Origin of the sequence: Chryseobacterium gregarium DSM 19109, assembly GCF_000430845.1 — a bacterium.
In the GTDB taxonomy this organism is placed as follows: domain Bacteria; phylum Bacteroidota; class Bacteroidia; order Flavobacteriales; family Weeksellaceae; genus Chryseobacterium; species Chryseobacterium gregarium.
In genome coordinates, this window is record NZ_AUMU01000002.1 from 412,703 (window position 1) to 435,418 (window position 22,716).

The 22,716-nt window shown below is 43.6% G+C and carries 16 protein-coding genes; 11 read left to right on the forward strand and 5 right to left on the reverse strand.

The annotated features are described in order from the left end of the window. Nucleotides 1–39 precede the first annotated feature (39 nt). Together H561_RS0104790 and H561_RS23215 are read left to right on the forward strand one after the other, a co-directional pair. The gene (locus H561_RS0104790) at nt 40–2,934 is read left to right on the forward strand and encodes a TonB-dependent receptor (RefSeq protein ID WP_027385984.1); all 2,895 of its coding nucleotides are present in this window, start codon (nt 40–42) and stop codon (nt 2,932–2,934) included. Between the two features lie 21 nt (nt 2,935–2,955). After that, nucleotides 2,956–3,783, forward strand: coding sequence for a tyrosine-protein phosphatase (locus H561_RS23215; RefSeq protein WP_051349301.1), 828 nt, complete (start codon nt 2,956–2,958; stop codon nt 3,781–3,783). Nucleotides 3,784–4,103: 320 nt separating this feature from the next. Here H561_RS23215 and H561_RS0104800 read toward each other — a convergent pair whose 3' ends face one another. Both H561_RS0104800 and H561_RS0104805 read right to left on the reverse strand, forming a co-directional pair. After that, a complete protein-coding gene (locus H561_RS0104800; protein WP_027385985.1) occupies nt 4,104–4,460 on the reverse strand; it encodes a DUF4377 domain-containing protein in 357 nt (118 codons plus the stop codon). Nucleotides 4,461–4,541: 81 nt separating this feature from the next. Continuing rightward, complete coding sequence (locus tag H561_RS0104805) at nt 4,542–5,666, reverse strand: M12 family metallopeptidase (protein WP_027385986.1); 1,125 nt, start codon at nt 5,664–5,666, stop codon at nt 4,542–4,544. A gap of 1,629 nt (nt 5,667–7,295) precedes the next feature. Between H561_RS0104805 and H561_RS0104830 the strand changes: the two genes are divergently transcribed. Further along, nucleotides 7,296–7,844 carry a hypothetical protein gene (locus H561_RS0104830; RefSeq protein ID WP_051349302.1) on the forward strand — a complete coding sequence of 183 codons (549 nt, stop codon included), beginning with the start codon at nt 7,296–7,298 and terminating at the stop codon, nt 7,842–7,844. Nucleotides 7,845–7,950: 106 nt separating this feature from the next. Here H561_RS0104830 and H561_RS0104835 read toward each other — a convergent pair whose 3' ends face one another. The 3 genes from H561_RS0104835 to H561_RS0104845 form a co-directional block, all read right to left on the reverse strand. Further along, nucleotides 7,951–9,138, reverse strand: a complete 1,188-nt coding sequence (locus H561_RS0104835; RefSeq protein ID WP_228372219.1) for an FAD-dependent oxidoreductase — start codon at nt 9,136–9,138, stop codon at nt 7,951–7,953. A 2-nt stretch (nt 9,139–9,140) separates the two neighbouring features. Further along, the gene (locus H561_RS0104840; protein WP_027385991.1) at nt 9,141–9,890 is read right to left on the reverse strand and encodes a helix-turn-helix domain-containing protein; all 750 of its coding nucleotides are present in this window, start codon (nt 9,888–9,890) and stop codon (nt 9,141–9,143) included. Nucleotides 9,891–10,216: 326 nt separating this feature from the next. Next, nucleotides 10,217–10,465, reverse strand: a complete 249-nt coding sequence (locus H561_RS0104845) for a helix-turn-helix domain-containing protein (RefSeq protein ID WP_027385992.1) — start codon at nt 10,463–10,465, stop codon at nt 10,217–10,219. A gap of 378 nt (nt 10,466–10,843) precedes the next feature. On the opposite strand from H561_RS0104845, the gene H561_RS0104855 reads away from it, so the two are divergent. From H561_RS0104855 to H561_RS0104925, 8 genes are all read left to right on the forward strand, one after another. Then, nucleotides 10,844–11,107 carry a hypothetical protein gene (locus tag H561_RS0104855; protein ID WP_155845740.1) on the forward strand — a complete coding sequence of 88 codons (264 nt, stop codon included), beginning with the start codon at nt 10,844–10,846 and terminating at the stop codon, nt 11,105–11,107. Nucleotides 11,108–11,124: 17 nt separating this feature from the next. Then, nucleotides 11,125–11,682 (forward strand): hypothetical protein, encoded by a 558-nt coding sequence (locus tag H561_RS22020; RefSeq protein ID WP_051349303.1) that lies wholly within the window; start codon nt 11,125–11,127, stop codon nt 11,680–11,682. Between the two features lie 3,752 nt (nt 11,683–15,434). Beyond that, the gene (locus H561_RS0104885; protein ID WP_027385996.1) at nt 15,435–15,626 is read left to right on the forward strand and encodes a cold-shock protein; all 192 of its coding nucleotides are present in this window, start codon (nt 15,435–15,437) and stop codon (nt 15,624–15,626) included. A 694-nt stretch (nt 15,627–16,320) separates the two neighbouring features. Further along, the gene (locus H561_RS0104900; protein ID WP_027385998.1) at nt 16,321–16,605 is read left to right on the forward strand and encodes a hypothetical protein; all 285 of its coding nucleotides are present in this window, start codon (nt 16,321–16,323) and stop codon (nt 16,603–16,605) included. Between the two features lie 454 nt (nt 16,606–17,059). Continuing rightward, nucleotides 17,060–18,478 carry an NADP-dependent phosphogluconate dehydrogenase gene (gene gndA / locus H561_RS0104910; protein WP_027386000.1) on the forward strand — a complete coding sequence of 473 codons (1,419 nt, stop codon included), beginning with the start codon at nt 17,060–17,062 and terminating at the stop codon, nt 18,476–18,478. 12 nt (nt 18,479–18,490) lie between these two features. Continuing rightward, a complete protein-coding gene (gene zwf, locus H561_RS0104915) occupies nt 18,491–19,972 on the forward strand; it encodes a glucose-6-phosphate dehydrogenase (RefSeq protein WP_027386001.1) in 1,482 nt (493 codons plus the stop codon). 27 nt (nt 19,973–19,999) lie between these two features. Beyond that, nucleotides 20,000–20,710: a 6-phosphogluconolactonase gene (gene pgl, locus H561_RS0104920; protein ID WP_027386002.1), complete on the forward strand. Its 711-nt coding sequence runs from the start codon at nt 20,000–20,002 to the stop codon at nt 20,708–20,710. 401 nt (nt 20,711–21,111) lie between these two features. Further along, nucleotides 21,112–22,713 (forward strand): T9SS type A sorting domain-containing protein, encoded by a 1,602-nt coding sequence (locus tag H561_RS0104925; protein WP_027386003.1) that lies wholly within the window; start codon nt 21,112–21,114, stop codon nt 22,711–22,713. Nucleotides 22,714–22,716 lie beyond the last annotated feature (3 nt).

The following is a 22,716-nucleotide window of genomic DNA, read 5'->3' on the forward strand; positions in this document are numbered from 1 at the left end:
TGAAATCTTTACACTTTTGCCCTGAAATAAATTTAAGTCATGATGAACAGTCCAAATTTCACCCATTGCCCGAAACAGAAAAAGAAGGTCATGCAGATATCCGCTTTTTTCTTTCTGGCTTCTTTAGGAACCCTCCAGGCCCAGACTATCAGAGGAACTGTTGTCGGGAAAACAAACGGTTCACTTCCCGGGGCAAACATTTCCATTGTAGATGCTGATGTAAAATCAGCTTCCTCGATAGACGGAGATTTCAATATACTTTCCCCAAAACTTGGAGAAGTTCGCCTTAAAGTAGAATACATCGGGTACGAGACTAAAATTTTCCCCATTACCATAAAAGAAGGAACCAACGACATTGGGTACATTGCCATTGAGCCGGAGACTAAGGTAAAGAACGAAAAAGTTAACGACATTCAGGAAGTTACGATAAAGAGGTCAAATGCTTTGACCCAGGCCAAAGCCTACGAAATCAAAAAGAACAACAACGCCATTATGGACGTAATTGCCGCTGATGCCATCGGAAAGCTGCCGGACCGGAACGCAGCCGAAGCGGTCCAGCGAGTGCAGGGGGTTGCGGTAGCAAGATATCACGGAGAAGCCGATCAGGCAACCGTGAGAGGGACGCCTTTTGCCTGGACTTCTGCCTTGTTAAACGGGAACAGGCTTCCCAGCGCAAATGTTTTAGGAAACAGGTCTTTTGTATTGGATGTAGTGCCTTCGGAATTAATTCAGTATGTGCAGGTGGCCAAAGCCATTACCCCGGATATGGATGCGGATGCCATTGGCGGGAGCATCAATTTTATTACCAGGACCGCTCCTGCCAGGAAAACCCTGAGTGTAAGCGGTGCCGGAGGGTACAATACGTTCTCGCAGAATGCCACTTATAATGGCTCCATTGTATATGGAGACCGTTTTTTCAAAAATAAGCTGGGGGTGCTTCTGTCGGGTGCCATCTGGGACAGGCAGTGGGGCGCAGATTCGTTTGATGCCACCTATAACACAGGCCTGGTAAATGCAGCCCAGAGAAAATCCATCAACACGGTGATGATGAAAAGATATATGGGGACAAGAAGAACCATTGGCCTAAACGGCGGTTTGGAATATAAATTCAATGCTGACCATAAAGTCTATTTCCGCGGCATGTTCAATAAGTTTGATGATATACGGCCTGTTTACGAATCTTACGTAGATTATACAAACAGCAGGTACCAGTACAACTTCAGGTATTCCCATTATCAGACCGAATTATACGGAATGGAACTGGGCGGGGAGCACAGCATTACTTCCAGGCTCAATCTCGATTGGGCAGTCAGCGATTATACCGCAAAATATTTCCTGGATACTCCGCCCACAAACAGTGTAAAGGGCCTTCCTATCGCGACCTTCCGGCAAAAAATATCGGGTGGGTTCAATAATCTTTCCAGTGACGGCAAAAGGTATTGGGGATTTGACTCGCCGAACGGAGTAGGTGGGGAATACGAAGATTACGGCTCTGATATAAAAGATCCCAATGAGGTAATGAGCCCGGATAAATTGTTGCTTTCCCAACTGGTCATTGCAAAACTGGACAATAATGAAAGAGACCGAATTGCAAGACTCAATTTGAAATATGACATCAATTCAAATATTTCATTTAAAATCGGAGCCAAATACCGGAATAAAGAACGGGAAAGCACCTATGGGTACAATGCCGTTTACGCCCCGACCACGGCTAATTTGTTGAGCCTTTCCCAGCTATCCACAACAAATCCTCCGAAAGGAACCGATTTTCTGGGCGGACTGAACGGTAATTACAATTCGTACGTTATGAATCCCCCTGCAAAAGATCAGCTGTTCCAGCTATTTTCGCCGGAATTTTTGCAGCAGAACAATTTCAGGGATTTCTCTAATGCGGCATCCAATGCCACCAGTGTTTATACCGGAGAGGAATCTGTTTTTGCGGCCTATGCAATGGCAGAGATTAAAGCTACTGAAAAACTTAAAATTATCGGAGGGTTCAGAAACGAATCGACGAGATTAACCCTGAATGGGACAAAATCTACCGTATCAGGAACCCCTGCAGTCACTTCTCTGAGTCCGTCTGTCGTGGAAAGCCATTACAATGCATTTTTACCCATGCTGCATCTGCGGTATAACGTCACGCCGCAGGCTAACATAAGATTTGCCTACACAAAATCATTTATCCGGCCTAATTTCGGGGATCTTTCTCCCGGATCAAGCATCGACAACACGGCCAGCCCGAACCGGATCACCCGCGGAAATCCGGATTTAAAACCCACGTTCAGCCAGAATTTTGATCTGATGGGGGAATATTACTTCAGCAACATCGGGATTGTTTCCGGAGGCGCGTTTTATAAGAAGATTTCGGACATTGTATTTTCTGATACGTCGATGCTCAATGTAGGCGGAACCGATTATATGGTCACCCAGTCCAAAAACCTTCAGGATTCCGACTTGTATGGGTTTGAAGCCGGAATCAACAAGCGTTTTGACTTTTTGCCGGGATTCTGTAACGGTTTCGGGGTAGAGCTCAATTATACCTTTATCGATTCCAAGGTGGATGTCCCGAGAACTTCTGGTGATATTATCGATAAATCATCACTTCAAAATCAGGCCAAGAACTTATTCAATGCCATTTTATATTATGAAAATAGCAAACTGATGGTCCGTCTGGCGGGTAATTTCAGAGGAAAATCCGTCGAATCGTTTAATCAGGCATTAGGTCCGGATTATTACATCTGGTCAGACAAAAACTTCACCATCGACTTCTCTGCCAGCTATGACATCAGCAAAAAGGTTAAATTATTTATCGAGCTGAATAATTTAAGCAACGAAAGTTTAAGACAGTATATGGGAGACAACAAGAAAAGGATCACGTCTCAGGAATGGTACGGAAGCAGGGGGCAGATGGGGGTCCGCTGGCAAATATTTTAATTAAAATTTGATTATTTATAGATGAAAAAAGTAATATCAGCAGTTGCATTGTTTGCGTTGGGACCAACCATAATCAATGCCCAGATCAGTGACAGCCTCCGACGTGTTGTAAAAATGGATGGCGCATATAATTTCCGGGATGCCGGCGGTTACAAAACAGCAGACGGAAAGGAAGTCGTCTTAGGAAAAGTATACAGAAGCGATGCGATCAACAAATTATCGGATAAGGACCTGGTCACTTTCAAAAATAAAAAGATAAAAACAGTGGTCGATTTCAGAGGGACCGAAGAAGCCAGAAAAGCAATGGACAGGCTTCCTGAAAATACAGGCTACCTGTTGTGTCCTGCCGGAAGCGAAAACCTTCCGAACGTCCAGGATATGGCAAAGCTGCTAAAAGAGAAAAACTTCCTGACCGGTATGTACGGAGAAGGAGGGCTGCCGTATTTCGGGGACCGGTACAGGGCATTATTTGTACAGCTGCTGACTCTGAAGCCGGATGAGGCATTGCTGTACCATTGTACAGGCGGACGGGACAGGACGGGAATGGCCTCTGCCTTATTTCTTAAGATATTAGGCGTTCCGCAGGAGGTCATTGAAAATGATTATACAGCCTCTAATTTTTACCTGGCGAAAAACCCGGCCATGCAGCAGATGTATTCCGGGCTTTCAAAGATGGCCGGTTTGAGCGAAAACCAGGTTAAGGCCGAAATGGAACTGAGACCGGAACTCATCAGGACTTTTTTTGCAGCCATCACCGGAAAATACGGAAGTATCGAAAACTTTTTCCAGATAGAAATGGGAATAGGGCCAAAAGAAATAATGCTTTTAAAACAAAAATATACACAATAGCATTCCTTTTTTCAAGATATATTTTTAACAAACCGCTTCAGCCTGAAGTGGTTTTTTTTTAAATGATGCTGTTGTAAGAATTTAAAAACCAGTCGGAATCATTTTTTAATCCGATTGAGTAATAATTTGAACCTAACTTTCACTTTAAGCTATCTATGGTTTGTTTTATCTATAAACCGAAAAAAGTTACAAAAGGATATATGGAGTAGAGGTGTTTAGCTATCTATACATGCCCTATCCAGCCATTACTAATAAATGGCTGGATAAGGCTATATGTATTTATTATAGGCTTTGGGCAAATAATCCTTTACAGAATATGACTAATCCACTTTTACTTTTGAAATAACCTGTATCAGTTCATACTCTGTATCACTTCCGTCAGCGGGAGGATTTGCAAGTTTGGTTAATCTTAATTGTACCCGGTATTTATAACCCGGTTCATAATCAAACCCTGTTATAGAGCCATCTCCAATCGTATAGCTGCTTGATTGGCCGGATTCTGTAACCGTAAGACATTTCTGAGAAGTGTTCGGGTCAAACGTGAGATTACAATCCACATAAGCGGATGAGATATCAAATTCTGCCTCTCTCACACTTTTTGAGTCGTCATCCTTACTGCATCCCACCCATAAAAGCGAGAGAAATAAAATACTGATTCCGGTTATAAAACTTTTCATAAAAATACTATTTGATTGATCTGTGCAAAGTTAAAAATTATCACGAAATTGAGATATTTTTGATTGCTTCTTTAGAAAGCTTTACTGATATCGGCTGTGATCGTTAGGGATTCTTCCCCCGGCAGGTGGATATGGATTTCCGCTGTTGAGCTGGGACTGGAGCTGAAGCCTTTCCTGCGCAGTCATGACGGTATTGTCCGGTTTATAAACGATATCTGCCAGTTCCCGGTAGACATCAGATCTCGCTATGTAGGGGATATAGAGATTATTCACCCATTGCCTGTCTGTGCCTGATGTTACGCTATTTCCGGCAAATGTACTGCCGTCGGATTTTCTCGTCATTACGATCAGGTTAGGGCTGCTGGCGAAAGCCTGGGAATCATAAATCATCACAGACTGAAAATCAACTGCGCCGATCTGATAATAATTCGTAGTCCGTCTGTTGAAGTTGAAGCGTTTTTCAGGTAAGACATTATTGAGGTTTAAATTAATAAAATTATCTCTGTCATTGGCGTTATGCTCATGGTCCATACCGATAGCGTGTCCCAGCTCATGAATTCCGGCACCGACCACCTCAGGGAAAACCCATGGTGCGCTCTGGATCTTCAGTTCCTGTCTGCCGCCGTTGGCATTCCGTCCGATTTGCGAGCTGTTTACATTGTTGCCGTTTACAAATTCGATGTAAGGATAGGCGAAGCCATAGGTAGGATCAACGGTTGGCATTCCGGTAGCATTGTAGAACCGTACATTTGAATTGGCTTCCCAATGCTCAATGGCCAGTCTCATGATGTCTCTCTGGACTGATGAAAGGCTTGGGCCGTATACGTACCTTACCATAGCCCACATATTATATGAAGTGGGATATTGCCCTACTGCTTTTCCGGCATCTCCCGATAAGGGCATTCCGGTAACAGGGTGTACTTTAAGTTCAGGGCCCGGAGGCGCAGCGTTTGGCGGTGCTATATCACCGTACTCATCCAGCGATTTAAGTTGTTGGTCAGACAGGAGAATATCATCAGAGAGATAATATTTTCCATCCTTCAGAAGAACTTCAACTCCTGATTTCAGCGTAACGATTTTGCCTTCAGTGCTGCGTGCGGGGTTGGAATCATTTTGGTCGGCAATGATATGGTCTTGATTACAGGCGGTAACAAGCATTAACATTACCATACTTGCCATTAAAAGGCGGTAGCTTTTTTTTAACATGTGTAATAGAGGTATTAGTTATGGGTCCGTTTAACGCCGGACATAATGCGTTTTTGGATTACATTTTTATAAAGTATTTTATGTGATGATCTGTTGATTTAGTGCTGAGAACCCTATCAACCATTATTTGGAAGCTGCTATTCGGTTTATAAATGAAGGGAGTAACATGTCAGCAGAGGTCTCAACAGCCTATGGTGGCTGCATCAATACAACAGAACAGTCATACTATAAAAATAATTCAATACGGTACAATACAATTAAGGCAGTACATCCTGATAAGGAATAAAATATCGGCGAAGGTCGCCGTAACATTCAGATGGATCAGAATTTTAAGAAAGTTTCTGATGGTGCTAATAATTCACTGAGTAGTTTAAAGATATGAAAAAATATAATATCTTTTACAAATCCTCATTAAATTTTAATTTCATCTGGATAGATTATATTTCCAGGCGGTATCATAAATGTTTTGGAGAATTATTGAATAGGATCAATGCCGTTGCCTTCAAGAAGACAGATGAAATATTTCTGAACATTCTCAATAAAAAATCTGAACTTTCGTTCAGTCCAAAACCATCATGTTACCCGCGATCAGCCGGCCAATGAGCCCGGAACAGCCAGCGTAATCGTGTCCAGGCTTCTGAACAGCCGGAAGATTCCGAAAGATTGAGATAGAAAAGAAACAAAATCACCTTTAAGATTCGATTTAATTGTGGATGTTTCAATTTTACAAGAAAAAATACCACAAAAATCAATATTTAGTGATTTAAACGGTTTGATGGTATAAATTTTGAAATTATTTTTTCACACACCACACCACACCACACCACAAGTAAATACTTTCGTTTTCAAATTTACAATACCTCTCACTGCCCCGAGAGGTATTGTTATGCAATTCAGCAATGTGCCAAAATCAAATAAAAATGCCCCTTTAAAAAAGGAGCATCGAAAATGTATCAAAAAAAATAACGGTCTCATCATCATCTTTTTTAAGCAAAACAAAAAGTTTTTTTACCTCAAAAATTGCCTTGCTTTCCTATTCCGTATACCATTCCCATAAGGGAGTAATTCATCTCGTCCAGCTGTGTCTGGCCCATACTGGCATTTCAACATCATGCAGCTTCGCCTTCCTTATTTGTTTTTCTGCCTGCATCCTTGCCGGAACAGGGTACCTGTACTGTATTGAAAAGCCCTCTTCTTATTTCAAAAATAAAATTCCCAACAATACATCCCATGAAAACCGTTAACCTGTTGTTTTGTGCAGGACTTCCCGTTTTAAAATTCAGGTGAAGAAAGAGCAGGTCTGCTTATTCATAAGAATACCTATAGTTTTATGGAATGGTTTTCGCTTACCGCTATATCAATCAGGCAGAATCATCATGTTTCAAAACACGAGAAGAAAAGGTTTGCAGCAATTATGATGTAATTCCATCACGTCAATTCATTTCAATAAAAATATTTGTTGAAAAGGGTGAAGGGAATACAATATACAATTGAGGTAAACCATTAGATCATCAATTTTATGTTAAAAGATTCATCATGATCAACCTTTTAACATTGAGGTATGGATCGATCATTTCATCCCGTCCCTGGAAACTTTGAATTCAGCCGGTGGTATAAAATCAAATTACAATGGTTATGAAAATATATGGCTTATTAATATTACCGTTTGTGGTCCTGTCATGCAAAAAAGGGACTCCGGTTTCTGACACCTCCCCTAAAGATTCTGTCACAGCGGGCAGGGAAGTTGCTGCACAGCCAGTATCTGATTCTGTTCATGGAATAAAACGAGATTCTTTGGTCAGCAAGGCTCCGGCCACGCAGGGCATTACACATGCCGACGACATGCGTAAAGAAAAAGACCGGACGATCGTAAGGATGGCAGACGGCAGACATCTTCCCATTGCCATCGATGAAGAATTTACAGAAAAACAGGATAAACTGATCCTGAAAATCACCCATTTCAATGCCTCTGGGATAACGGCGAAGATCATTACCGGACAGCAGGATTTTAACATCAGGTTTAACCAGATCCGGCTGCCGGACGGGAAAATGGATGGCCCCTTCATGCGTGAGATGACTTATGAGGTTCCGGCATCCGGCGAAGTCTGGCTGACGGTCGGCAAAAACAATATGGCAGACGGTAAAACCACAGGGCGTTTTTCCGTGTGGGTAGAGTAGGTTGGTCGGGTTACACTTAGAAATTTCATTACAATGATCATACCGGTCTTTGCCGCCGCATGCTTTATCGCCGGCAGCACAAACCGGTCTTCCTGCTTTTCCTTTTTTACCGTCCGCCGAAAAATGCCGTCATCGTCGACAGCGCATTCGCATCATGCATCCTTTCGCCGTTTTCCAGGGATTCACTGGCGATCACGGAAGCCCTTTTCCGCATGGCGGTTTCATAGGATGCCAGGGCGTCGTGTACCGAAACATAACCGGTGCCGGTCAGGCTTTCGCTCAGCTCCAGGGCATCGAGCATCGCCATATTGACGCCTTCCCCTGCAAACGGCGGCATCACATGGGCGGCATCACCGATGAGGGTAACGTTCGGGAGTGTCTCCCAGTCCTGGTCCAGGGGCATGCAGCGGATCGGCCTTGGGATAAAAGGGACCGACGTGTTTTCAAACAGCGGGTACCAGAGGTCGCTCCATTCCGCGTATGCTTTCTTAAACCATTCCAATACCTGTGAGCGGTCGGAAAAGTCTAAACCGCTTTCTGAAACCCAGCCTTCTTCGGTTTTGAAGCTCGCATAGAACCCGATGACCCCGTCCGCTTTCTGTCCCATCAGGATATCCTTTTCATTTCCGAAAGCCATTACCTTGCCGCCGCGGAGGAGCCCGGCGATTTCAGGAACCTTCTGTTCAGCGTTATCAATATTGCCCTCAAGCATCGTGATGCCGGAATAAAACGAATTGATATCGGTGATGTAGGGCCTGATTTTCGAGTTGGCGCCGTCGGCCCCGATCACCAGGTCGGCATACGCTTCCGATCCGTTTTTAAAATGCATCAGCCAGCCGCCGCCCTGTTTTTCCATGGACAGGAAGTGGCAGTCCCAGATGATATTCTCAGGGGGTATCGAGTCCAGTAAAATCTTCCGTAAAGCGCCCCGGTCTATTTCAGGGCGGAAATATTCGTGCCCGAAATCTTCTTCTCTGACGACGTCAGGGTCATGGTCGCTGAAGACCACGTTGCCCTGTTCATCGGTAATCGTTGTTTTGTCGGCTTCCGGCATATAATGGTCTTTAAACGCCTCCAGCAATCCCGCTTTCCGGATCGCGGCCAGCCCCGAATGTTCGTGCAGGTCGAGCGGCGCTCCCTGTACCCGGGCACTCCGGTCGGCATCCCGTTCATAAACGGTCACGTCAACGCCTTTCAGCTGCAGAAGCCTGGCTAAGGTCAGCCCGCCGGGGCCGCCGCCTATGATGGCCACTTTTTTATTCTGTAATCCCATATCTTTAGATTTAGGCGGCAAAGTTATTTTGGGCCGTAGACTAAAAATTGTAAAAAACGGTCATTCTTATTTTGGTGCAGCTCTTTCGGCGAAACCCCTGAGAGCCGCTTCACCTCTTTGATGAAGTGGGACTGGTCGGTAAAATTAAGCTGGGGGTACAGGGTGCCGTCTTTGATGTGGGCCAGCGAAGCCTGGAAGCGGAGGATTTTACAGTAAGCCTTCAGCGGGAGCCCGAACTGCCGGGTAAAATACCGGTTGACCTGGCGCGGGCTCCACGAAATCTTTTCGGAGAGCTCGGCAATGGGAATTTCGCCGTCCGAAGCAAAAACCAGTTCAAACAATCTCTGTTTACGCACATCCACTTCTTCAGGCAGAAGGGAACTGATTTTCCCGGTCATCTTCTCACAAAATACCTCAAAATGATCCAGGTCTTCTATTGTGAACCCCCAGAAATCATCCGGCATCAGTTTTCCGCTGTTAAGGAGATCCGCCACCGGAAAGCCGAAGAGGTATTCGATGGCCAGCGGATTGAAACTGACCGAACAGAAATCCGAGACTTCCTGGTCAGGGTATTTAGGCTGGGTTTCCAGCCCCAGCAATGCAACCCGTATTCTGTTATCTTTGGTTTTTGAAAAAATCAGATCAATCCTTCCGTTGGGGACCACCACGGCCTGGTGCCGGTTGGAGAAGTTCCGCAGCGACGAAAAACAACAGACAAAATCCTGTATCGATTCATCAGGCTGAAGGAGTTTAAAATCTAAAGGGTGTCCCATGGTTGAAAAAGTGTGTGCGTGGGTAAAATTAAGGGTTTATTTATGACAGTCTAAACTAAATATTTCGGGTGATGATCTTTCAAAATGAAACGTCTGGGATTAATAGATTATATTTTAAGATTTTCTTTTTGCTAATACTGTCCTTATTCCGACTTCACTTTTTAGGATGAATTACTTGACGTAGACTGTAATGAATATATAATAGGCACTGCAATTCTTAAAAGCTGAGATCGCTGATATTATATTGTATTTATATAACTATAATGATTAAAAGTAAATTATCTCTTTTCTAATCAAATAAGGGAAAATCCCAACTCTCGTCAGTATTATTTAAATAAAGAGTCATTAAAAAATTCTTGCAATGTAATTTTTAAAAGTGTACAAAACCTATTGATGGTATAGATTGTAACACCACGCTCACTTTCAAAACTTTCCCATCTGTTGACCTGTTGTCGGTCTATATCATGAAGTTTAGCAAACTCACTTTGGCTTAATCCGGTGGATTCTCTAAGATTTATTAACCTTTGAGTTATTTTATTTCTAAGCTCAATATCATATTTGGTAAGTTTGCTCATGAAGCAATTTTAAAATATTTAGAAAAAATAATTGTAATCCATTTGGTTTACATTGTGATTTTTATCTATATTTGGAAAAGATTACTGATTAAAGTAATTTTGCGATACTTCAACGAACAATAGAAGCTATTGCTTAGAATCTCGTATCAGAAAACTGGTAATTTTTAGCACACGAGAAGATAAGCGGAAGCTCACGACCTAGGCGTGGGTTCTCTTATCTGTGTGCACGGTATACCAGTACCTCTGATTCAGATATTGTAGAATCCATGCCGTTTTATTTTCATGCCGTCCGGTATTCTGCAACCCTTCTAAGCCTGCTTTTTGAAATATGGATGCCGCCGGAGATCCTGTAATGTATTTCGCTGCGCTGCATTCAGAATGACATTGAACGATAGGGTGTACAACCTATTGCGGGGCTTCAACAGGCTCAATCATCAAAACGACAAACTTTGGCCGTTAGAAATTAACCGGCCCGCTAAATCTAAAGCCCTTCCTGCAAAAGCCAACGCTGCGCAGAAAGAGCGGGGGAGGAGCATGCCGTACCATCATCAAACCATGAAAACCCTGCAGGCGCAGCCGTCTGAAGACGGCCGCCCGCTTGCAGCCTGCCCGGCCGGAACCGCAATGCCGGCAGGCCCTTAACCCAAAAACATCTTGCTATGAAAAAGAAAAACAGAGATTTTGAATCCGGAGGCTGGACAGACCGCAGGAAACATTCTGCCCTCAGCCTGATGGACACCTTTTTCCAGTTCCATGAACCGGCAGCCGCCAAAAACAGGCTCTATGACATGATGGCGTACGCCCGGAACCGGGAAGTCCTGATGAAAGACAACCCGTCCGTGGTCTTCCACTTTTACCTGTCGCTCCGGTCGTTTGTCCGCGCCGGCTACGGCCTGCAGTCCAAAACAAAGAAATGGGCACTCCATCCTCCGGCAGCACCGGTGCCGCCTCCGGTGCTGGGTTCCCTTTCGGAGGACGAATACCGGGATCCGTTCCTGGTGTTCCGGAAAGCGTTCGGCAGATTCAGCATCAGGGACTTTGACCATTTCCTGGCGGAGGCGGTGTATTTCTCCCTCGGCACCTTCTGCAATGCCCCCGAAGGCGATACCGTCACCCCGTTCATCCACCTGAACAAAATGCTCGATGCCGCCCAGCTCATCCTCGAAAGAAGAACCCATAAGCACCATGCTCAGGCCCCCGCACCCGCCACATCTTAAAGAATAGTATTCAGTATAACAAAACTGCCAAAAATGAATTAAAAACCTGCATTTGGGTTAACGACTTTCGTCACTGAAAACACCCATGACCTTAAACTTTTAGCGTTAAGCAAATTGAAAGAGTGGGCCACCAAGAAAAGTTTTATGTTTGAAGCGCGGCTAGAGTATTGAATTAAAAAAACCAATAGCCAATCCGCGCAAGTTTTAAACTTTTCAGCGTTGGCTCAATTTGTAGCGTTAAGAAAGTTTTAAGTCTTGATCTTTTGGTTCTTTTGCATCAAGGCAAAAGAACTCAATAAATATAAAAATAAAAAAAGCCTTGTCCCTAAAGTTTGGCGACCCGGGAAGAGCATAGTTTAAAAAAGTTTAATAAAACCTATAAACAATATGAGAGTATTTCTTTATGGAACTGACCATTCTAACTGTTAACCACACCACGACCTTAAACTTTTAGCGTTAAGCAAATTGAAAAGGATAGGCCACAGAAAAAAAGTTTTCTGTCCGAAGCGCGGCCACAAGATTGAACTGAAAGACAAATACTCCATCCGCGCAAACCTAACGCAGTGGTTAGACGACCAACGGGAGTCAATTTTAAACTTTTCAGCCTTGGCTCAATTTGTAGCGTAAAAGTTTTAAGTCTTGATCTTCTGGTTCGTTTTGGATCAATCCAAAATGAAGGAATAAACATAAAAATAAAAAAGCCCTTTACCAAAAGTTTGGCGACCCGGGAAAGCGCATGGTTTAAAGAAAGTTTAATGAAAATCCCAAAATAATGATGAACACAGCATAACAACACCGACTGCGAGTAAAAAATGACCTAAAAACTTTTAGCGTTAAGCAAATTGAAAGGGTAGGCCACAGAAAAAAAGTTTTATGTCCGAAGCGCGGCTGCAGTATTGAATTAAAAACCCAATAGCCAATCCGCGCAAGTTTAAACTTTTCAAGCGTTGGCTCAATTTGTAGCGTAAAAGTTTTAAGTCTTGATCTTTTGGTTCTTTTGCATCAAGGTAAAAGAACAAATAAAAAACTTTCCCAAAAGTTTGGCGATCACAGGGAAAGCGCATGGTTTAAAGAAAGTTTAATGAAAATCCCAAAATAATGATGAACACAGCATAACAGCATCGACTACAAGCCAATAATGACCTAGAAGTCTGGAGCGTAATCGATCACCGGTTCTCTATACAAAATTATTTTTCAAATAATTTTTACTCGAACTGCCGTCTGTAGTTTATCGATCGACGCGATTGAATGGTTTAGCCTCCAATAGACTATTAAACTTTTAGCGTTAAGCAATTTGAAAGTAGGGGGCAACCAAGAAACCATTTATGGTTCGGCGAAACCAATAAAAAATAAGCAATAATGAGCCAAAAGTTTCCTGTCCGAAGCGCGGCTACAATACTGAATTAAAAAACCAATATCCAATCCACGCAAGTTTAAACTTTTCAGCCTTGGCTCAATTTGTAGCGTAAAAGTTTTAAGTCTTGATTTTTTGGTTCGTTTTGTATCAAGACAAATGAACGAATAAACATAAAAATAAAAAAGCCCTTTACCAAAAGTTTGGCGATCACAGGGAAAGCGCATGGTTTAAAGAAAGTTTAATGAAATCCCAAAACAATAATGAACATAGTATAACAACACCGACTGTGAGTAAAAAACGACCTAAAAACTTTTAGCGTTAAGCAAATTGAAAGTAGGGGGCCACCAAGAAAAGTTTTATGTTTGAAGCGCGGCTAGAGTATTGAATTAAAAAACCCAATAGCCAATCCGCGCAAGTTTAAACTTTTCAGCGTTGGCTCAATTTGTAGCGTTAAGAAAGTTTTAAGTCTTGATCTTTTGGTTCTTTTACATCAAGGTAAAAGAAAAAATAAAAAACTTTCCCAAAAGTTTGGCGACCCGGGAAAGCGCATGGTCTAAAGAAAGTTTAATGAAAACGCAAAACAATGAAAAATGCGTTTATAAAATGATGATGCATACAGAATAACAACACCGACCGCGAGTAAAAAACGGCCTAAAAACTTTTAGCGTTAAGCAAATTGAAAAGGATAGGCCACAGAAAAAAAGTTTTCTGTCCGAAGCGCGGCTGAAATACTGAATTAAAAAACCAATATCCAATCCGCGCAAACCTAACGGAGTGGTTAGACGACCAACGGGAGTCAATTTTAAACTTTTCCAGCGCAGGCTCAATTTATAGCGTAAAAGTTTTAAGTCTTGATCTTTTTGGTTCTTTTGCATCAAGGCAAACCCGCAAGGGTTCGCTGATTCATAAAAAATTAGACTGGACAGAAGCAAAAGAACGAATAAAAAAAGCAAAATTGAACCATAGTAAGCGAACACAAGTTTTTAATCTTTCGCAGATGAGGCAAATGGTGCCGTTTTTATGGACATCTCACCACCAGCGGCCCGCAATTTCAAATTTTATAAACATCAAACATTCATGCAGTAAAAATTTCTGCCGATTTATCCAAAAAAAAGGACATCATCCATTTGCGAAATATTCAAACAAATACACAAAAAACTGACGATTTATCAATAAATTGTCGAAAAGGCCCGGTTTTACGGGTGTTCTTCGACACTTGTTCGGGTGCTCTTCGACAGTTCTTCGGAAAAACCCCTGTTTTCCGAAGCCGACCCGAAGAAGACCCGAAGCGGACCCGAAGAAATGCCGGATATGACCGGTCACAGGCTGCCAAAACCTGCCAAAACCTGCCAAAACCGGACACAAGCTGCCAAAACCTGTTCAGGCCATGGCCAATTCAAAAACCGGTGATACCTTTGTTCCGTTAACCCAAAAAAGCAACCCCATGGCACCAATCACAAAAAGGACCCCGGCAGATTTTCAGGAAAAGCAGGAACGGCAGCGGGCACCAAACGGCCTGGACAGGACTTCATCCGGAGCAGGCCAGGTGCCGCCCGCTGCTCCGGCCGGTGAAGTCCAGACGGGGCACCGGATTTCCCCGGCCGCTGAAGAGCATCGCCGCAGCCCCACAGCCCGGAAAGGGGATCTATCCGGCGTGGCAGGACCCTCCCGGCAGCAGACAGACCCATGCGGCCTGTTGCCATAAAGTTTCAGCCATGTCCGGAATCTCAGAAGCGCTTGCAGGCAGGACGGGCCTAATGGCGGACAGTACGCTGCCGGATGAGGATGCCGGCAAGAAAATCCGGTTCGGAGTGTACTTCAACAACGCTTAACAGGCGCCGGCTTTCCACAGGGCATACCCCGGCGCCCTAACCCCGATGTAACATGTTATCTACTGATGTAGTCTGATCTCCATCCGGAAGGATGGGGATTTTTTGTGAGAGGCCCGGATGAAGGGGTGCCGGTCAGATTAAAAAGGTTGTCAAATACCCAAGGCAGGGTGATTCCGGATTTCAGCCCTTTCGCATTCGTAATGAGGAGGATTCAACGGAATGGCAGCAATCAGCTTTGCAGTGGATGAATGGGATGCCGTTCGATATATTTGATGAAATAAGATATTAATTTGCATCATCCGATTATTATGCTTATATTTGTAGAATAATAAGGCTGCTGCCTGGGTAAATATGAAGCTCATTTTCATGTATTGCCCCACAGACGCTCAATTTTGTCATTAATTTTTAGATGCACTTTCTTTAAGACGTTCGATTTTCACTCTTAAATTCCAAACATCCATATTTTTCTCTCAAAAATTTATTATCGTTTTGATGCGAATCAGGACACCGGGATATGGAATCCTTTAACAAACAGAATACAATAATTTTTTAATACATATACAATGCAACAAGGAACAGTAAAATTCTTTAACGATGCCAAAGGATTTGGTTTTATTACTCCATCAACAGGTGGACAGGATGTTTTCGTACACTCTTCAGGTTTAGTGGATGAGATCCGTGAAAACGATGTCGTAACATTCGATTTACAAAATGGAAACAAAGGGGTTAACGCCGTTAACGTTAAAATAGCGTAATTGAGGTTAACAACCCTATAGGTTATATCAAGAGCAGATAATTTCTTATCTGCTCTTTTTTTTATTTATTTATTGGTTTTTCCAGGGAATCTTAGCCCCGGCCATGAGTTTATGTAAAATTATTTTCCAAAACCATTTTTCACCGATGATGGCGGCGATGCCGGTTTTAGGTGCATGCCGTTTTATTTTGATTGAAATAAATTCATCAATTCCTTAAAACTATTACGAATTCCAAAACGGCGTAACCTTCCTTTATATTGTTGATGTTTTTCTTTATTCACCGGCATTGAAAAGCCGGGAAACCTTCCCGGACAGAACAGCCAAGGCCACCCCAAAATGTTTAAGGAGACCAAACCCGGTAACACCAACTTCGTGGCAATTCCCCAAACAGCATTCCTGACCCGTTCCGTTTTCTTCAGGCCCGGAAACCCGCCTGCACTGATAACGGTGCGGAATGAAAAGGAAGTGGGGTATTCATGAGTGTCCTGAAGATGGTAAAAATAACAGAATGTCAGCTGGTTACCTATTTTCCGGCTGTCATCAATGCACTGCACCCCATTCAGGTCAATGATCCGGGTCGTTCACCGGTTTTTTCAAAACGGTTTGGTGGGTTACCTGGCCATTATTCCTTCCCGTAACAATTTGTTAACATTAAATAAAAAAATCCGGCTCTGAAAACATGTAATTTTACTTCATGGGAAAGAAGAAAAAAAAGGTAACCAAAGAGCAGCTGGATGAACTCAAGGATCTGAGAAAGCAGCTGACACCGCAGTTATCCATTGACAATAAAATCAACACCCTGATTCAGGTAAGCCAGGTGCTGAGAACGATTAACCTGACCAGTACCTTCTCCAGCAATATCTCTACGGAATTTACCGGACTTGAAGTTTTCGGGGAACGGTATAAAAATTTCCCGAGAATAACCTCTGTGATTGATGATGCGATTGTATATTATGATGAGCAGTTAAAATCATTCTGAACCGGCCATCATCTGAATTCAGAATGATATAATTTTTATCAGCCTGAATTTTTATGAATCAAATAAAAGAAAAAATGTATCGGGAACGGCAGGCGTATTCAGCTTCCCGGTATGATTTTTTTCCAGACTCTGTTCAGGCTGCGGCTGTTTTGTCAAAGGATTATCCGGCCACAGAGTTCAGCACACTACTTAAGAGAGGGGTTTACTCAAAACCTCTAGGCGGCACAGAATCATCATCTCTGTTTTCCGCGGCAGCAATCAGAATTTTTAAAGCCCATCGGTGTCACTTATCATACATCCCTTCAGAAAACCCCTTAAAAAATAACGGCTGTATTCAGTTGCCCTTTAATGGTTTACAAGGATTTCCGGATTTCTTATATTCTTTTATTTTTTTCATCATCGGCATTTCCGTAAATTTATGGGCTGATAACAGAATTCATATAATATCAGTACAATGGAAGGATATAATTTCGGAATGATCGGCCTCGGTGTTATGGGGCGGAACCTCCTTTACAACATTGCCGATAACGGCTTTTCAATAGCAGGATTTGACCTTGACGCGGTAAAAATAAGAGAATTACAGGAAGGCATGACCCCTGCAACGAAAGTCATCAGTACGGCGACGGTACAGGATTTTGTAGCTGCACTGGAAAGCCCCAAGAAAATTATCCTGATGGTGCCTGCCGGCGTTCCTGTGGATGCGGTTCTGGACAGCCTTACCCCTCTTTTAAGTCCCGGTGATATCGTGATTGATGCAGGGAATTCCTATTTCAAGGATACCGAGAGGCGGGTGGCTGATCTGAAGGAAAAAGATCTCCATTTTATGGGAATCGGGGTTTCCGGAGGTTCAGAGGGAGCCAGAAGAGGGCCGAGCATTATGCCCGGGGGCGATCTGGAAGCCTTTAAATTAATCCAGCCGATGCTGGAAGCCATTGCTGCAAAAGTGAATGGGGAAGCCTGCACGGCCTATATGGGCAACGGGGCTGCCGGGAACTATGTGAAGATGGTTCACAACGGAATTGAATATGCGATTATGCAGCTGATCAGTGAAGCGTACGACCTTCTGCGAAAAGGGGCCAACCTGAATAACGAGCAATTATACGAAGTGTTCAGGCAATGGAACAGCGGTGAGATGAATTCTTACCTGATCGAGATCACCAGGGATATTTTCAGACAAAAAGATGATCTGGAAGACGGTTATCTTGTTGACCGGATTTTAGACAAAGCCGGCGCCAAAGGCACCGGAAAATGGACTTCCGAGCAGGCCATGGAAATCGGCGTTTCGATCCCGACCATTGATACGGCGGTGACCTCAAGAATCTTATCCGCTTATAAAGAAGAGAGAAGCCAAGCTTCCCGGTTATACGCCAAAAACGAAATTGCAAGCCCTGAAAATACGGAGCTGTTCATCAAAGAAGTAGGGGAGGCGCTGTATCTGGCGACATTGATCAGCTATGCCCAGGGCCTCGCTTTACTGGTGAAGGCTTCTGAAGAATACCGTTTTGAAACTCCATTAAAAGATGTGGTGAAGATATGGAGAGGGGGATGTATCATCCGTTCTGCCTTATTGAAGAAATTTTATGCCGCCTATTCAGAAAATCCGGATCTATCTAATATTTTACTCAATCAGGATATTTCCGAAATCGTTAAGGATAAAATTTCCTCCTTAAGAAAAACTGCGGCATTTGCCGTTTCAAACGGAATTTCAAGCTTGGGGATCCAGACTGCTTTAGGCTATTTTGATACCTATACTACAGAATCCCTGCCGGTCAATTTAATACAGGCCCAGCGTGATTATTTCGGAGCCCATACCTATCAGAGAACCGACCGGGAAGGGGTTTTCCATACCCTTTGGCAAACTGCAACCATTTAATATCCGCAAAAAATGAGTGAAAATAAAGTCCTGCAGCCAACGACCGTCATTATTTTTGGCGCAACAGGGGATCTGGCCAAAAGAAAACTTTTTCCGGCGTTTTACAATTTGTACATCGACGGCAGAATGCCGAAAGGCTTCAATATTCTGGCCTTGGGAAGAGCAGACAACAGCGATGAATATTTTAAGAATTACATCCGGAAAAACCTCGAACAGTTCTCCAGGAAGAAAGTAAGTTCGGAAGATTGGGCGGGATTCCAGGCCCATATCACCTATTTCCGGCATCAGCTGGATGAAGAAAGTTCTTATCAGGACTTATACCAGAAATTAGAAAAATTTGACGGGGTCTACGGAAAAAGAGGGAACCGGTTGTTTTACTTATCCATCGGTCCCGATTTTGTTTCTACGATATCCAACCATATCAAAAATACTTCGTTAGCTTCCGATTCCGAAAAGGACAGGATCATCATCGAAAAACCTTTCGGGCACGATAAACAGTCGGCGATAGAGCTCAACAGCCTGCTGGCCGAGACTTTTGAAGAAGAGCAGATTTACCGGATCGACCATTATCTGGGGAAGGAAACGGTACAGAACATACTGGCATTCAGGTTTGGGAATTCAATTTTCGAACCGTTGTGGGACTGTAAGCATATCGAATCCGTGCAGATTACGGTAGCTGAAGAAGTGGGGGTGGAAACGAGGGGAAGTTTTTACGAACAGACCGGGGCACTCCGTGACATGATCCAGAACCACCTGCTGCAGATCCTCTGCATGGTGGCCATGGAACCGCCGGCTTCCATAGAATCAGGGGAAATCAGGGACCGTAAGGTAGATGTCCTGAAATCCATCCGCCGGATTTCTTCCGATAAAGTGGACCATTATGCCGTAAGGGGCCAGTACGGAAAAGGGACCGTCAACGGCGTTAAAGCCAAAGGCTACCGCCAGGAAGACGGCATCGCTCCGGACTCAAATACGGAAACTTTTGTGGCCGTAAAATTCTATCTCGACAACGAAAGGTGGCAGGATGTTCCATTCTACGTGCGTACCGGAAAGAAAATGAAAGAAAAGCATTCTTACATCACCATCCAGTTTAAGCCGCTTCCGCATTCCACATTCTCCGAGAGCTCACAGCAGTTATCTGCCAACAGGCTGATTATCAATATCCAGCCTCTGATGGACATCAGGCTGCAGTTTATGGCAAAACAGCCGGGGCTTTCCCTGGTCTTAAAGCCCGTGGAGATGATCTTCGATAATTTCGCCTGTCAGGAAGATACCCCTGAAGCTTACGAAACCTTGTTGCTGGATGCACTGATGGGTGACCTTACCCTGTTTATGCGTTCCGATCAGGTAGAGGAAGCCTGGGATGTGGTGAAAACCATCCAGGAAACCTGGGAAGGCAGAAAAGATTCATCATTTCCCGATTATGAAGCGGGAAGCTGGGGCCCTGAAGAAAGTTTTGCCCTGGTTGAGAGGCAAGGCCACAGCTGGGTTTAAGATGTTTTAAATTTAAATAAAAAGAACATGAATATTACCGTATTTGACGATTTAGATACCTTATATAAAAAAGCAGCCGGCCATTTTGTTGAATTATCAAAAAAATCGATTGAGAGACACCACCGTTTTACGGTGGCACTCAGCGGAGGCTCGTCCCCCAAAGCGATTTTTAATTTACTGGCCACTCAGGAATACGCGGAACAAATCGAATGGAATAAAGTGTATTTCTTTTGGGTTGACGAACGTTGGGTTCCTCTGAATGATGAAAAAAGCAATGCGAAAATGACTTTTGAAGCGCTTTTAAACAAAGTTCCGGTCAATAAAGACCAGATTTTCCCGATGTACAAAGACGACATTGAGCCGGAAGCGTATGCCAAGGAATATGAGCAGGAGATCAGAAATGTCCTGGGCGATGAAGGGGTCTTCGATTTCATTCTTTTAGGAATGGGCGATGACGGCCACACCGCCTCTCTGTTTCCGGGTGAAAGTATTCTGGATGAAACTGAAAAATGGGTGGATGCCTATTACCTGAAACCTCAGGAAATGTTCAGGATCACTTTAACGGCCCCGATCATCAATAAGGCCGAAAATATCCTGGTGGTGGCATTCGGTGAGAATAAAAAGCAGGCTTTGAATGAAGTGTTAAACGGAGAGTACCAACCCAAAATGTATCCGTTACAGCTGATCAGTAAAAAACAAGGGTTTGAGTTTTTCACCGATGAAAAGGCAATGAGCTGAAACCAGATGTATTAAAATCAACAATAAGATAAAACAGGCAGCACCATTAGGATTCTAATGGTGCTGTTTTTTTATTTAAATCCCCAAAAAGTTTCCATCTTTATGATAAGGACTCGGGAAACTTCAAGAAAAGCTTCTTCTTAAAAACAATAATTAATCGATTTTAAACAATAAATAATTGCTTTCTTATTTTGAAATGTTATCTTTGTTAAAACACGACGAGTTCTGTCGCATTGCACATATACCTTTGCTTCAGAAAAATAAATAAGAATAATGTAAAATTTACAGCTGATATTATTCACATTAAATTGACGTTTTACATTTCCTTATAGTGAATTAAAAACAATACTTTTGCAGCGATTTAAAAATTAATAACAACAATTACTCAAATTATACCAAGCATGAAAAAACTCTACATGAGTGCACTTACCGTGTGTGCCGTCCTGGGGACGTATGCCCAGGATATAGTCTGGCAGAAGGACCTCAAATCCTCTACCCAGGACTTCCTTTCGCAGGTGACCACCACCATTGACCAGCAATATTTAATTACCGGAAGCTCCATTCAGTCAGTCCAAAAAACGGCAGCCGGCAACGGGCAGCAGAACAATGGTTACGATTTTCATTTGATAAAATTAAACCCGCAGGGAGAAGAGGTCTGGGAAAAATACTTCTCCGGAAAGAACCATGATTTCTTATCCGCCACCGTCAATACCCAGGAGGGCGGGTTTCTCGCCGTTGGTACCAGCTATTCGGGAAAAGGCCTGGATAAAAAGGAAGATTCCAAAGGCGGCTCGGACCTCTGGCTGATCCGGATCAATGAGTTCGGGGATGAATTATGGCAGAAAACCATCGGCGGCGCTTCGGATGAAGAGGCAAGAGCCGTGATCCAGACGACAGATTTCGGGTTCTTTGTAGCCGGGAATGTTGCCTTCGGCTCCGCTCAGGCAACGGGAAAAGGGTACGGCTCCAAAGATGTTTTGATTGTAAGGCTGGATAAAAACGGGAAAGAAATCTCGCAGCTCATCTTAGGCGGAAAAGGCCTCGATGAAGTGGAAAAGATGGTCCCGACCCAAGACGGCGGGGCTTTACTGGGCATCTATTCAAGAAGCAGTGCCGGCGGATCAAAGAAAACCGAAAACTACGGCGAGGGCGATTACTGGATCATTAAGCTCAGTAAAGACGGCAAGGTAGAATGGGAGAAAAACTTCGGCGGCAGCGGCGATGACCATCTGCGGACTTTAGCTTTAACATCAACCGGCTATCTGATCGGCGGGGAATCCAGATCGGAACGGTCGGGTAATAAAACGGTTGGGATTGAAGAAGGAACTGACTTATGGTTAATTTCTCTGGATGAAAAAGGCGAAGAGATCTGGCAGAAGTCGTACAGCTTTAAGAACCGGGATGTGCTGATGGGGATGAGTGTGGTGGCAAAGAGACAGGATACAAGAGATAAGAATCAAGATACAAGAACCAAGAGCCAAGATGTTACCACGGGAATTCTGATAGGCGGGTATACGCAGGCTGAAGGCAGGATAGAGAGTAATGATGAGACGTTCTGGATGCTGTACCTTGACCAGAACGGGAATGAGCAGTGGCGGAAGCATGTGAAGGGAGAATCCAGCAAAAGAGAAGAGAGATTGTCAGATATTAAACTCAACAGAGATGGTTCAATCATCCTGGCGGGAACGAGCGCAGAGGAACTGGGGAAAGAGAACTGGAAGATCGTAAAACTTGGCGATAAACAAATCGACCAGTTAATAGAAAAGCAGGATATTAAGATCTACCCGAACCCGGTGAGTGATTATGCCTATGTGGAGATTGGGTTTAACTTTAAAGAAGCGGATATTACGCTGTATGATATGGGCGGAAGGCAGCTGCAGAGCCTGAAGACTAAGAACAAAGTAACGAAGATCAATACCCAGGCATTGGTGCAGGGAGCTTATCTGGTCAGTGTAAAAACCGATACGAATAAATCCGCGAGCTCGAAACTGATTAAAAAATAAACA

Coding starts and splice junctions, on each gene's coding strand:
- zwf (WP_027386001.1), top strand. CDS start 18,491: ATGAGTGAAAATAAAGTCCTGCAGCCAACGACCGTCATTATTTTTGGC.
- H561_RS0104900 (WP_027385998.1), top strand. CDS start 16,321: ATGGGAAAGAAGAAAAAAAAGGTAACCAAAGAGCAGCTGGATGAACTC.
- H561_RS0104840 (WP_027385991.1), bottom strand. CDS start 9,890: ATGGGACACCCTTTAGATTTTAAACTCCTTCAGCCTGATGAATCGATA.
- H561_RS23215 (WP_051349301.1), top strand. CDS start 2,956: ATGAAAAAAGTAATATCAGCAGTTGCATTGTTTGCGTTGGGACCAACC.
- H561_RS22020 (WP_051349303.1), top strand. CDS start 11,125: ATGAAAAAGAAAAACAGAGATTTTGAATCCGGAGGCTGGACAGACCGC.
- H561_RS0104845 (WP_027385992.1), bottom strand. CDS start 10,465: ATGAGCAAACTTACCAAATATGATATTGAGCTTAGAAATAAAATAACT.
- H561_RS0104885 (WP_027385996.1), top strand. CDS start 15,435: ATGCAACAAGGAACAGTAAAATTCTTTAACGATGCCAAAGGATTTGGT.
- H561_RS0104925 (WP_027386003.1), top strand. CDS start 21,112: ATGAAAAAACTCTACATGAGTGCACTTACCGTGTGTGCCGTCCTGGGG.
- pgl (WP_027386002.1), top strand. CDS start 20,000: ATGAATATTACCGTATTTGACGATTTAGATACCTTATATAAAAAAGCA.
- H561_RS0104790 (WP_027385984.1), top strand. CDS start 40: ATGATGAACAGTCCAAATTTCACCCATTGCCCGAAACAGAAAAAGAAG.
- H561_RS0104830 (WP_051349302.1), top strand. CDS start 7,296: ATGGTTATGAAAATATATGGCTTATTAATATTACCGTTTGTGGTCCTG.
- H561_RS0104800 (WP_027385985.1), bottom strand. CDS start 4,460: ATGAAAAGTTTTATAACCGGAATCAGTATTTTATTTCTCTCGCTTTTA.
- gndA (WP_027386000.1), top strand. CDS start 17,060: ATGGAAGGATATAATTTCGGAATGATCGGCCTCGGTGTTATGGGGCGG.
- H561_RS0104805 (WP_027385986.1), bottom strand. CDS start 5,666: ATGTTAAAAAAAAGCTACCGCCTTTTAATGGCAAGTATGGTAATGTTA.
- H561_RS0104855 (WP_155845740.1), top strand. CDS start 10,844: ATGACATTGAACGATAGGGTGTACAACCTATTGCGGGGCTTCAACAGG.